Source organism: Streptomyces europaeiscabiei (genome assembly GCF_001550375.1).
GTDB classification, from domain to species: Bacteria; Actinomycetota; Actinomycetes; order Streptomycetales; family Streptomycetaceae; genus Streptomyces; species Streptomyces europaeiscabiei.
This window is the reverse complement of record NZ_LRTR01000430.1, coordinates 1-11,432: the sequence shown is the minus strand read 5'-3', so window position 1 is coordinate 11,432 and position 11,432 is coordinate 1. Positions and strand designations below refer to the sequence as shown.

The 11,432-nt window shown below is 71.9% G+C and carries 11 protein-coding genes and 1 pseudogene; 5 read left to right on the top strand and 7 right to left on the bottom strand.

Features of this window, described 5'->3' with window-relative positions; translation table 11 throughout:
* From AWZ10_RS20745 to AWZ10_RS20725, 5 genes and pseudogenes are all read left to right on the top strand, one after another.
* A pseudogene (locus AWZ10_RS20745) lies at positions 1 to 189 on the top strand (ADP-ribosylglycohydrolase family protein); the annotation flags it as partial.
* A gap of 40 nt (positions 190 to 229) precedes the next feature.
* On the top strand, positions 230 to 1,405 hold the full coding sequence (locus AWZ10_RS20740) for an ADP-ribosylglycohydrolase family protein (RefSeq protein ID WP_060891779.1): 1,176 nt from the start codon (positions 230 to 232) through the stop codon (positions 1,403 to 1,405).
* A complete protein-coding gene (locus tag AWZ10_RS20735; protein WP_060891778.1) occupies positions 1,402 to 2,904 on the top strand; it encodes an ADP-ribosylglycohydrolase family protein in 1,503 nt (500 codons plus the stop codon). Before AWZ10_RS20740 ends, AWZ10_RS20735 begins: the two co-directional genes overlap by 4 nt.
* Positions 2,901 to 4,100, top strand: a complete 1,200-nt coding sequence (locus AWZ10_RS20730; protein WP_060891777.1) for a CaiB/BaiF CoA transferase family protein — start codon at positions 2,901 to 2,903, stop codon at positions 4,098 to 4,100. Before AWZ10_RS20735 ends, AWZ10_RS20730 begins: the two co-directional genes overlap by 4 nt.
* Complete coding sequence (locus AWZ10_RS20725; RefSeq protein ID WP_046708713.1) at positions 4,097 to 4,951, top strand: HpcH/HpaI aldolase/citrate lyase family protein; 855 nt, start codon at positions 4,097 to 4,099, stop codon at positions 4,949 to 4,951. The genes AWZ10_RS20730 and AWZ10_RS20725 overlap by 4 nt, the downstream gene beginning before the upstream one ends.
* A 369-nt stretch (positions 4,952 to 5,320) precedes the next feature.
* Here AWZ10_RS20725 and lgt read toward each other — a convergent pair whose 3' ends face one another.
* The 7 genes from lgt to AWZ10_RS20690 form a co-directional block, all read right to left on the bottom strand.
* Positions 5,321 to 6,307, bottom strand: a complete 987-nt coding sequence (lgt, locus tag AWZ10_RS20720) for a prolipoprotein diacylglyceryl transferase (protein ID WP_060891776.1) — start codon at positions 6,305 to 6,307, stop codon at positions 5,321 to 5,323.
* Between the two features lie 126 nt (positions 6,308 to 6,433).
* Positions 6,434 to 7,210 (bottom strand): DsbA family protein, encoded by a 777-nt coding sequence (locus AWZ10_RS20715; protein ID WP_046704726.1) that lies wholly within the window; start codon positions 7,208 to 7,210, stop codon positions 6,434 to 6,436.
* Positions 7,211 to 7,363: 153 nt separating this feature from the next.
* On the bottom strand, positions 7,364 to 8,182 hold the full coding sequence (gene trpA / locus AWZ10_RS20710) for a tryptophan synthase subunit alpha (protein ID WP_046704725.1): 819 nt from the start codon (positions 8,180 to 8,182) through the stop codon (positions 7,364 to 7,366).
* The gene (trpB, locus tag AWZ10_RS20705; RefSeq protein WP_037693298.1) at positions 8,179 to 9,468 is read right to left on the bottom strand and encodes a tryptophan synthase subunit beta; all 1,290 of its coding nucleotides are present in this window, start codon (positions 9,466 to 9,468) and stop codon (positions 8,179 to 8,181) included. The genes trpA and trpB overlap by 4 nt, the downstream gene beginning before the upstream one ends.
* 255 nt (positions 9,469 to 9,723) lie before the next feature.
* Entirely contained in the window at positions 9,724 to 10,032 is a 309-nt protein-coding gene (gene trpM, locus AWZ10_RS55765) for a tryptophan biosynthesis modulator TrpM (protein ID WP_234361223.1), read from the bottom strand.
* Between the two features lie 7 nt (positions 10,033 to 10,039).
* Positions 10,040 to 10,849 carry an indole-3-glycerol phosphate synthase TrpC gene (gene trpC / locus AWZ10_RS20695; protein WP_037693300.1) on the bottom strand — a complete coding sequence of 270 codons (810 nt, stop codon included), beginning with the start codon at positions 10,847 to 10,849 and terminating at the stop codon, positions 10,040 to 10,042.
* Positions 10,850 to 11,021: 172 nt separating this feature from the next.
* Positions 11,022 to 11,396, bottom strand: coding sequence for a DUF2752 domain-containing protein (locus AWZ10_RS20690; RefSeq protein ID WP_079104412.1), 375 nt, complete (start codon positions 11,394 to 11,396; stop codon positions 11,022 to 11,024).
* Positions 11,397 to 11,432 lie beyond the last annotated feature (36 nt).

The window sequence follows — 11,432 nt, the reverse complement described above, 5'->3', positions numbered from 1 at the left end:
GCCGACTCCGCCCCGGCCCTCGCCGGCGCCCTGACCGGCGCGCTCGGCGGCGCCGCCGCCATCCCCGACACCTGGCGGGAAGCCTGCCGCACCCTCTCCGGCTGCGCACTCCCCCGCCTCACCGGCACCGATCTCGTACACCTCGCCGAACTTCTCGCAGCCACGGAACTCGCCAGCCCAGGAGGATGATTCGGGCATGACGCCCCCAAGGGAAGCCAACCCGCACGCAATGCCCCATGCCGGAACAGATGCTGCGGCGAACGCCGCGGCAAGCCTCGAAGAGCGCATCACCGGCGCCCTGGTCGGCGCCGCCGTCGGCGACGCCCTCGGCGGCCCGGTCGAGGGCTACACCCCGGAGCAGATCCTCGAACGCCATGGCGGCCGCGTCCACGGCATCGTCGGCCCCTGGAACGGCGACGGCTGGCGCACCGCCCGCCCCATCGCGCCGTACCACAAGGGCGACGGCCACGTCACCGACGACACCTTGATGACCCACGCCCTCGTGCGGGTGTACGACCGCGTACGCGACCACCTGGACGCGTACGCCATCGCCGAGCACCTGGTGCCGGACATGATGACGACCCCGCGCTGGATCCCCGAACTGGAGGCGGAGGCCCTCCCTCTCCAACGGGTCTTCCTCGCCGAGAAGTGGCTCGTGGCCCGCATCCACTACGGCCACATCGACCCCCGAGAGGCCGGCACCGGCAACATCGTCAACTGCGGCGCCGCGATGTACATGGCCCCCGTCGGCCTGGTCAACGCCGCCGACCCGCTCGGCGCGTACGCCGAGGCCCTCGACATCGCGGGCGCCCACCAGTCGTCGTACGGCAGGGAGGCGGCGGGCGTGTTCGCGGCGGGGGTCGCGGCGGCGTGCACGCCGGGCGCGACCGCGGAGTCGGTGATCGAGACATGCCTCGCCGTGGCGAAGGACGGCACCCGAGCGGCGATCGAGGCCGTCTGTGAAGTGGCCCGCCGCCACACGGACTTCGAGTCGGCGCTACGGCCGCTCCGCGAGGCGGTGGCGCCGTTCGACACGGTCGGCCCCGACTACCGCGCTCCCTCCCTCGGTGCCCGCCGCCCCTCCCGCCTCCACGCCATCGAGGAACTCCCCATCGCCCTGGGCATGTTGCTCGTGGCGCGCGGCGACTACCGTCACGCGGTCCTGGGTTCGGTGAACTACGGCCGCGACTGCGACTCGATCGCCACGATGTCGGGAGCGCTGGCAGGAGCACTGGGCTCGGAGGTCCCGTCCGACTGGGCCAAGACGGTCGCCGAGGCCAGCCGCCTGGACCTGCACGCCCCCGCCACGGCCCTGACGGCGGTCACCCTCCAGATCCACGCCCAGGACGTACACCGCCGCCGCGCCCACGAGGCCGCCCTCGCCGCCCTGGCCCCCCTCCGGTGACCCCCCTCCGACTCACCTGGGTCCAACCGGAAGACCTCCTGGGCCACGAACTCCACCAGGCGGTCCAGGACGGTCGCGAGCCGTCGGCCATCGCCGCCCGCTGGCGAGGAGCGGGCGGCCCCCCGGCCCCGCCCCGCGCCGGCGCGTCCCCACATCGGACGTCCCGCTACTTGCGCCAACTCGCCGAGGACCTGCTGGACGAACTGGCAGACCTACCCAGCAGCTTGGCGGAACACGAGCCGACCGAGCTGAGCAGGATCAAGGCGTTGTGCCCGGATTGGCCGATGCGCCCGGCCGAGCCCACCGGTCCGGCTGGGCCGACCCGTCCCGGTCACCCCACCCACGACGCTCAGCCTGCGGGCAGTCGTGCCGCTGGGGCGGCACGGGTGGGCGCAGACCGCACCCTGCAAGCGCAGGCCCGCGACACCCTCCCCACCCCGGCCACGTACACGCGGCGACTGGAGGCCGCCTGGCTCGGCCGCGCCGTCGGCTGCCTCCTCGGCAAACCCGTCGAGAAACTTCCCCTCCCCGCGATCCGCCAACTCGCCCGGGCAGCCGGCAACTGGCCCCTCACCACCTGGTTCACCGCCCGTGGTGTCCCCCCGGAGCTCCTCGCCGCCCACCCCTGGAACCGCCGTTCGGCCCCCACCTCCCTCGCCGAGAACATCGACGGCATGCCCGAGGACGACGATCTCAACTACCCCCTCCTCAACCTCCTCCTGCTCGCCCGCCACGGCCGCGACTTCACCACCACCGACGTGGCACGGCTCTGGCTCGACGAACTCCCCGCAGGCCGCACCTTCACCGCCGAACGCATCGCCTACCGCAACCTCCTCACCGGCATCGACCCCCCGCGCACCGCCCGCCACCGCAACCCGTTCCGCGAATGGATCGGTGCCCTGATCCGCGCCGACGTCCACGGCTGGACCAACCCCGGCGACCCGGCCTCCGCGGCCGAACAGGCCCACCGCGACGCCGCCCTCACCCACACCGCGAACGGCGTCTACGCGGCGATGTTCGTCGCGGCCACCATCGCGGACGCGGCCACCGGCACCCACGACGTCCACCACTGCCTGCGCACCGGCCTCCAGGTCGTCCCCCCGGACTCCCGCCTGGCGAAAGCGATCGACCACGCCCTCCGACTCGCCACGGCCAAAAACGACTTCGACACGGTCGTCGACGAACTCCACGCCACCTACGCCGACCACCACTGGGTCCACGCCCTCCCCAACACGGCCCTGCTCACCGCCGCACTCACCCACGCGGACGGCGACTTCACGGCCTCCATCTGCCGCACGGTGTCGGGCGGTTGGGACACCGACTCCAACGGCGCGACGGCGGGCAGCATCGCCGGCCTCCTGACCGGCTCCCCGAACGCCCTCCCCGACCGCTGGACGGCCCCCCTCAAGAACCGCCTGGCCACCTCGATCGCCGACTTCAACGGCATCGGCTTCGACACCCTGGCCCACCTCACCCTCCGGGAGACCCCCCACCCATGACCCAGGCGTACGACCCCCCGCTCTCCCACCTCCGCGTGCTCGACCTCGCCACCCTCTTCGCCGGTCCCCTCGCCGCCACGATGCTCGGCGACTTCGGCGCGGAGGTCATCAAGATCGAGCACCCCACGAAGCCGGACCCGTCCCGTGGCCACGGCCCGTCGAAGAACGGCGTGGGCCTGTGGTGGAAACTGCTGGGCCGCAACAAGCGCACCCTGACACTGAACCTCTCCACCCCCGGCGGCCGGGACACGCTCCTGCGCCTCGCCGCCACCGCCGACGTGATCATCGAGAACTTCCGCCCCGGCACCCTGGAGAAATGGGGCCTGGGCTGGAAGGAACTCTCCGCCGCGAACCCCCGCCTCGTCCTCGCCCGCGTCACCGGCTTCGGTCAGTTCGGCCCGTACGCGCACCGCCCCGGCTTCGGCACCCTGGCCGAGGCGATGAGCGGCTTCGCCGCGATCACCGGCGAGCCGGACGCCCCACCGGTCCTGCCCCCCTTCGGCCTGGCCGACTCGATCGCGGGCCTGGCGACGGCGTACGCGGTGATGACCGCACTCGCCGCGCGTGACCGGACGGGCGAAGGGCAGACGGTCGACATGGCGATCATCGAGCCGATCCTCACCGTCCTCGGTCCCCAACCCCTCTGGTACGACCAGCTCGGCCACGTCCAGCCCCGTACCGGCAACCGCTCCGCCAACAACGCGCCCCGCAACACCTATCGCACGGCGGACGGCTCCTGGGTGGCCGTCTCCACCTCGGCCCAGTCGATCGCGGAACGGGTGATGCGCCTGGTCGGCCGCCCCGAGCTGATCGACGAGCCCTGGTTCGGCTCAGGCGCGGAACGGGCCCGGCACGCGGACGTCCTGGACGAGGCCGTCGGCGCGTGGATCGCCCGCCACACCCGCGAGGAGGTCATCGATGTGTTCGAGAAGGCGGAGGCGGCGGTGGCCCCCATCCAGGACGTACGGGAGGTGATGACCGACCCCCAGTACCGGGCCCTGGACACGATCACGACCGTCGACGACCCCGACCTCGGCCCCCTGCGTATGCAGAACGTGCTCTTCCGCCTCTCCGCCACCCCCGGCGCGATCCGCTGGGCGGGCCGCGCCCACGGCGCCGACACGGACTCGATCCTCACCGAACTGGGCCTGTCGGAACCGGACATCGAGACCCTCCGCCAGGAGGGCGCCCTGTGACCCCCGGGCCGACGACCCCCTTCCCCCTGACCTGGCTGTACGTCCCCGGCGACCGCCCGGAGGTGGTCACCAAGGCCCTGTCCGCCGGCGCGGACGTGGTGATCGTGGACCTGGAGGACGCGGTGGCGCCGGACCGCAAGGCCTACGCCCGCGCGGCGACCGCCGAACTCCTCTCGGGCCCGTCCACCGCCCCGGTCCACGTACGCGTGAACGCCCTGAGCACCCCGGAGGCCGAACAGGACCTCAAGACCCTCTCCCCTCTCCCCGGGCTGGCGGCCCTCCGCCTTCCGAAGATCACGTCCCCCGCCCACGTCGCCGACGTCGCGGAAAGAACCGCCCCCGCGGAAGGAGGAGCGATCCCCCTGTACGCGCTCCTCGAATCGGCTCTGGGCGTGGAACGCGCCTACGACATCGCCACCGCCCATCCCGCACTCCGCGGCATCGCGCTCGGCGAGGCGGACCTCCGCGCCGACCTGGCAGTCCAGCACGACTCGGCCCTCGACTGGCCCCGCTCCCGGGTGATCCTCGCCGCGCGCGCCGCGGGCCTCCCCTCACCGGCCCAGTCGATCTACCCGGACACGAAGGACCTCGAAGGCCTGGCCGCCTCCTGCGCCCACGGCCGCGCCCTCGGCTTCCTGGGCCGCGCCGCCATCCACCCCCGCCAACTCCCGGTGATCGAACGCGCCTACGCCCCCACCCCGCGGGAAGTGGAATCGGCCGAGGAGACCCTCAAGGCCGCGACCACCACGCCCGGCGCCCAGGCCCTCCCCGACGGCCGCTTCATCGACCCGGCCGTGGTGGCAGCCGCCCGCAGAACCCTCACCCTGGCCAACCGCCCCACCAGACGCTGATCCGCCCCCGCCGCCCCTACCCATTCCCATCCCAGGGGCTGCGCCCCTTCGACCCCCCTCTGCGGGCCCGGTGGGGGCTGGTCGCGCAGTTCCCCGCGCCCCTGGAAAAGCAGGGGCTGCGCCCCGTGCTTTTCAGGGGCGCGAGGCCGTGGTCTTTCAGGCCCGCAGGGCCTGATCTTTCAGGGGCGCGGGGAACTGCGCGAGCAACCACGAACCACCCGCACCCGCCCCACAGCCTCAGTCACCCCACCCCGCCCATCTCCCACCCACCCGAAACCCAAAAACCCACCCGCCCGGAAGGGGCGGATGGGTGGGGAACATCCCTCGCAGCGCGGCGGCGCGGCGGATCACCGCGACCGAAGCGCCATGTCAGCTCTTCTCGGCGGACTCGGCCTTCTTCTCGACCACGGAGTCGGAGGCGGCATCCGCGTCCTTCTCCTCCTTCGCATCGGCCTCGCCCGAGGGCTCCGCGGACTCCGAGTCCTCGTCGTCCTTCTGCTCGCCCTTCTCCACGTCCGCAGCGGCAGGGTCCCCGTCGGAGACACCCGGCTCGACGACCTCTTCCCGCCCCGGCCGCTTCCGGGCCGACAGGACGATGTAGATCACGGCGAGGATGAAGACGAACAGCGCGGTCCAGTTGTTGAGGCGCAGGCCGAGGATGTGGTGGGCCTCGTCGACCCGCAGGTACTCGATCCAGAACCGCCCCACGCAGTACGAGGCGACGTACAGCGCGAACGCCCGCCCGTGCCCGAGCTTGAAGCGACGGTCCGCCCAGATGACGAGGAGTGCGACACCGATGCACCACAGCGACTCGTAGAGGAAGGTCGGGTGGTACGTGCCCGGCAGCCGCCCGTCCGTGGAGGACGTGATCTCCACGGCCCACGGCACCTTCGTCTCCTTGCCGTACAGCTCCTGGTTGAACCAGTTGCCCCACCGCCCGATCGCCTGCGCGAGGGCGATGCCGGGCGCGACGGCGTCGGCCCAGGCGGGCAGCGGGATGCCACGCCGACGGCAGCCGATCCACGCACCCACCGCGCCGAGGGCGATCGCGCCCCAGATGCCGAGCCCGCCCTCCCAGACCTTGAAGGCGTCGACCCAGTCACGGCCCTCGCTGAAGTACAGCTCGTAGTCCGTGATCACGTGGTAGAGCCGTCCGCCGACCAGGCCGAAGGGCACGGCCCAGACCGAGATGTCGGCGACCGTACCGGCCCGTCCGCCCCGCGCGACCCAGCGTTTGTTGCCGAGCCAGACGGCTACGAAGACACCGATGATGATGCAGAAGGCGTAGCCGCGCAGCGGGACGGGACCGAGGTACAGCACCCCGCGCGACGGGCTGGGAATGTAGGCAAGTTCCATGGCAGGGTCGACGCTACCCTGCCGGGCCCGGCCGACGGCAGGCGGCCCGGCAACGGGTCCATAACGCCGTGCCACAACTACCTTGACTCCTCAGGGCTTCCCGCAGCCCCTCGGCTCACACGCGACTCACCCCTGGGCCTTCGCCTCCACCATCTGCTTCAGCTTGGCCGGGGTCATGGACTGGTCCGCGTAGATGTTGGTGCCGTTGAGGAAGACGCTCGGGGTGCCGGAGAAGCCGCCCTTCTGGAACGCCTCGTTCGACTTCGCGACCCAGCTGTCGTGCTTGCCGTCCTCGACGCAGGTGCGGAAGGCCGCGGTGTCCAGCCCGTCCACCTTCTTCGCCAGGTCGAAGAGCTTGGCCTCACTGGCGAAGTCGTCGCTCGTCTCGGCGGGCTGGTTCTGGTACAGCACGTCGTGGTACGCCGGGAATCTGCCCTCGTTCTGCGCGCACGCGGCGGCGTTTGCAGCCTTGCGGGAGCCGCTGCCGCCCATGTTCCCGTCGATCAGGGTGGCGAGGTGGTACTCGACCTTGAGCTTCCCGGCCTCGGTCAGCTCGTGGATCGTCGAGCGGTAGGCGTCCTCGAAGGACTTGCAGGCCGGGCAGCGGAAGTCCTCCCAGACCGAGAGGGTCGACTTCGCGCCGGCGTCCCCCACGGGGATCGCGAGACTGTCCTCGCCGTTGGCCCCCGAGGGCGCCACGACCGGGCCCGCGGTGTCGGCGTCGTCGTCCTTGCCCGCGTTCGCCGCCACGACGCCGATCACTGCGGCCAGGCCCAGCACGCACAGCACCGAGGCGCCCACGATCAGCACCCGACGGCGCTTCTCGGTGGCCTTCTGCTTCTCGCGCTCCTCCGCCAGTCGTTCACGGGCGGTGCGCTTTCCCTCACGGTTCTTCTCGCTCACATCCCGCAGAACGAACCGGGGAGGCGCACCGCGCCTCCCCGATCCCACTTCCACCCGTTCGGGTGAGCGTATGGCCCGTTACGTTCAGCGATCCCCGTACGACAAACGGGTGAACGTCACGAGCCCCGTGGGCGCGCCGGATCGCACGCCCGATCACACTCCCCGGCGTACGCCCTTCGCGAGGTCGCCCGCGAGTTCCCGTACGGCGTTCAGACCGGCCGCCTCGTCGGGGGCGTCCAGCATCCGCTTCACGAACGCGGAGCCGACGATCACGCCGTCGGCGAATCCGGCGACCTCGGCGGCCTGCCCGGCGTCGGAGACGCCGAGGCCGACGCAGACCGGCAGTCCGGAACCCGTGGCCCGGGTGCGCTCCACCAGGTCCTGGGCCTGCGCGCCCACCGACTCGCGGGTGCCCGTGACCCCCATCAGCGAGGCGGCGTAGACGAAGCCGCTGCCCGCCGCGGTGATCTCGGCGAGGCGGGCGTCCTTGCTGCTGGGCGCGACCACGAAGACGGTGCCGAGACCGTGCTTGTCCGCATGCTCCCTCCACAGCGCCGACTCCTGGACCGGCAGGTCGGGCAGGATGCAGCCCGCGCCACCCGCCTGAGCCAGCTCGGCGGTGAAGCGCTCGACGCCGTAGCGGTCGATGGGGTTCCAGTACGTCATGACGAGGACGGGCTTCCCGGTGGCCTCGAAGGCCTCCCTGACCGTGCGCATCACGTCCGCGATCTTGACGCCGCCGCGCAGGGCGATGTCGTCGGCGGTCTGGATGACGGGACCGTCGAGGACCGGGTCGCTGTGCGGCAGCCCGACCTCGACGACGTCGGCGCCGCCCTCGAAGACCGCCTTGATGGCGGCGATACCGCCGTCGACGGTCGGGAACCCGGCCGGCAGATAGGCGATGAGCGCGGCCCGCCCCTCCGCCTTGGCGGCGGCGAGGGTGTCACTCAACAGATTGATGTTGCCGCTCACTTGGCGTCCCCCTCGATCTCGGCGAGATCGGCCGCGTCGGCGGCGACCTCGGCGTCGGCAGCGGTTTCGTACAGGCCGAAGTACCGCGCGGCCGTGTCCATGTCCTTGTCGCCGCGCCCGGACAGGTTGACGACGATCAGCCCGTCCTTGCCCAGCTCCCTGCCGACCTCCAGCGCGCCGGCGAGCGCGTGCGCGCTCTCGATCGCAGGGATGATGCCCTCGGTGCGCGACAGCAGACGCAGCGCCTGCATGGCCGCGTCGTCGGTGACCGCGCGGTACTCGCCGCGGCCGCTGTCCTTGAGGTACGCGTGCTCGGGGCCGATGCCCGGGTAGTCGAGGCCCGCCGAGATCGAGTAGGGCTCGGTGATCTGCCCTTCCTCGTCCTGGAGGACGTACGAGCGCGACCCGTGCAGGATGCCCGGCTCACCGGCGGTGAGCGTCGCCGCGTGCTCACCGGTCTCGATGCCGTGACCCGCGGGTTCGCAGCCGATGAGGCGTACGTCGGCGTCCGGGATGAAGGCGTGGAAGAGCCCGATGGCGTTGGACCCGCCGCCCACGCAGGCGACGGCGGCGTCGGGCAGCCGCCCGGCACGTTCGAGGATCTGACGCCGCGCCTCGACCCCGATCACCCGGTGGAAGTCGCGGACCATGGCGGGGAAGGGGTGGGGCCCGGCCACGGTCCCGAACAGGTAGTGCGTACGGTCGACGTTGGCGACCCAGTCGCGGAACGCCTCGTTGATGGCGTCCTTGAGGGTCCGGGAACCGGACTTCACGGCGATGACCTCGGCGCCGAGCATGCGCATGCGGGCGACGTTCAGGGCCTGCCGCTGGGTGTCGATCTCCCCCATATAGATCGTGCAGTCGAGCCCGAAGAGCGCACAGGCCGTGGCGGTGGCGACGCCGTGCTGGCCCGCTCCCGTCTCGGCGATGACCCGCGTCTTGCCCATGCGCCGGGTGAGCAGGGCCTGACCGAGCACGTTGTTGATCTTGTGCGATCCGGTGTGGTTCAGGTCCTCGCGCTTGAGGAAGACCCGCGCCCCGCCGGCGTGCTCGGCGAACCGGGGTACCTCGGTGAGCGAACTGGGCCGCCCCGTGTAGTGCACGAGCAGATCGTCGAGCTCACGCGCGAACTCGGGGTCGTGCTTCGCCTTGTCGTACTCCACGGCGACCTCGTCCACGGCGGCGACCAGCGCCTCCGGAATGAACTTGCCGCCGAACGCGCCGAAGTACCCCTCGGCACTGGGAACCTGACCCTCGGGGTCGGGAATGAAGAACTCACTGGACATGCGGTTACCTCGCAGGGGCACAGCCCCGGGTTTGGCCGGACGATGGGTTCACAGTGATCACGCACACGCTGGCTGAGAGCCGCGGAAACGGCCCACCGTCGCGAACGGTCGTCGGACCTCGCTCCGGTGGCAGTGATTCCGCCGCGGACGAACGCCCTGCACGGCGCATACCGGCGGTGCCGTACGACCGGAACCCCTGCACAGGGGTCCGGCGACGGCACGTCGCCGTGCGTTCGGTGGAGGACGCGGCTCAGCTCACCGCAGGTGACGCGCCCGGGGCCATCGCATGCCGTTCACCTGGCCCGGCTCGTCGCCGATGACGTACCGGACCCGGCGCCCGTGGACCCGGCGGGCGGGCGCCCTGCAGCCACGGGGGCGGCACCCGCGCGCGAGGCGGGCGTAGGGGTCCCTGGTCGTCATGGAGATCGAGAACATCGGGGCACAGCCTACCGGCCCCGGATCACCCGTGTGGGTGACCTCGACCGACAGGGCCGCCCCCGCGCACCCCGACGCCCCGGCCGGGACGAACCCCGGCCGGTCGGCGACGAAGGCGCGGTCGGTCATGGCCGGGTCAGCCCCGCCCGTGCCGCAGCGCCGGGTGCTCGCCCGCGGCGACGAGGTCGGCGACGGCCGTCCTGGGGTCCTTGCCGGTGACGAGGGACTCGCCCACGAGGACGGCGTCGGCGCCGGCGTTGGCGTAGGCGATGAGGTCGTGCGGGCCCCGGACGCCGGACTCGGCGATCTTGATGATGGAGTCGGGGATCTCGGGGGCTACCCGCTCGAACGTGGTGCGGTCGACCTCCAGGGTCTTCAGGTTGCGGGCGTTGACCCCGATCACCCGGGCACCGGCGTCGACCGCGCGTTCGACCTCGTCCTCGTCGTGGACCTCGACGAGCGGGGTGAGCCCGATGGACTCGGCACGCTCGATCAGCGACTCCAGCGCCGGCTGTTCGAGGGCGGCGACGATCAGCAGGACCACGTCGGCGCCGTACGCCCGCGCCTCCCACAGCTGGTACGAGGTGACGATGAAGTCCTTGCGCAGGACGGGAATGTCCACGCGCGCGCGGACGGCCTCCAGGTCGGCCAGCGAGCCGCCGAAGCGGCGCTGTTCGGTGAGGACGGAGATGATCGCCGCGCCACCCGCCTCGTAGTCGGCCGCGAGACCGGCCGGGTCGGCGATCGCGGCGAGCGCGCCCTTGGAGGGGCTGGACCGCTTGACCTCGCAGATCACCTTGACGCCGTCGCCGCGCAGCGCGGCCGCGCCGTCCTTGGCCGCCGGAGCCTTCGCCACGCGCTCCTTGAGCTCGTCGAGGCTGACGCGCGCCTGCCGCTCCGCGAGGTCGGCACGGACTCCGTCGATGATCTCGTCGAGCACACTCACGCGAGCGGCCCCCTTTCAGACGGTGAAAAACGGTGACAACGTTTGACGGTCATGTATTGACAGTCGAGCGCTTCTCAGGGTTCTGGCAGTTCACTGCGATGGTATCCGGAGGAGGGCGTAGGCCTCACATCCGGTTGACGGCGGTCCCACTACCTGGACGTTCGCCGTTTGATCAAGGATGGAGCCAGCCACCGAACGGCAGGTTCCGGACAACCGTGAAGACCAGCGCCAACGCGCCGAGCGACCACATCGGGACCGGGCCGAGCCGGAGGCGCAGAGGTCGCCCGCGCGCCACATGGACCACCCAAACGGTCCACAGCAACGCGAAGCCCACGAAGCCCGCCACGGCCAGCGCGTTGTCGGTGAGGGCGGTCACGACATCCCCGTGCGCGAAGGCGTGCGCGCTGCGCAGACCGCCGCAGCCGGGGCAGTAGAGGCCGGTGAAGCGCCACAGCGGGCAGACGGGGTAGTGGCCGGGGTCGTTGGGGTCCACGGCCGCGACGTACGCGAAGGCCCCGCCGACGGCCGCGAGCACCCCGGCGGGCACACCGAGCGCGCGGAGCGTACGCCCCCGGTCACGGCC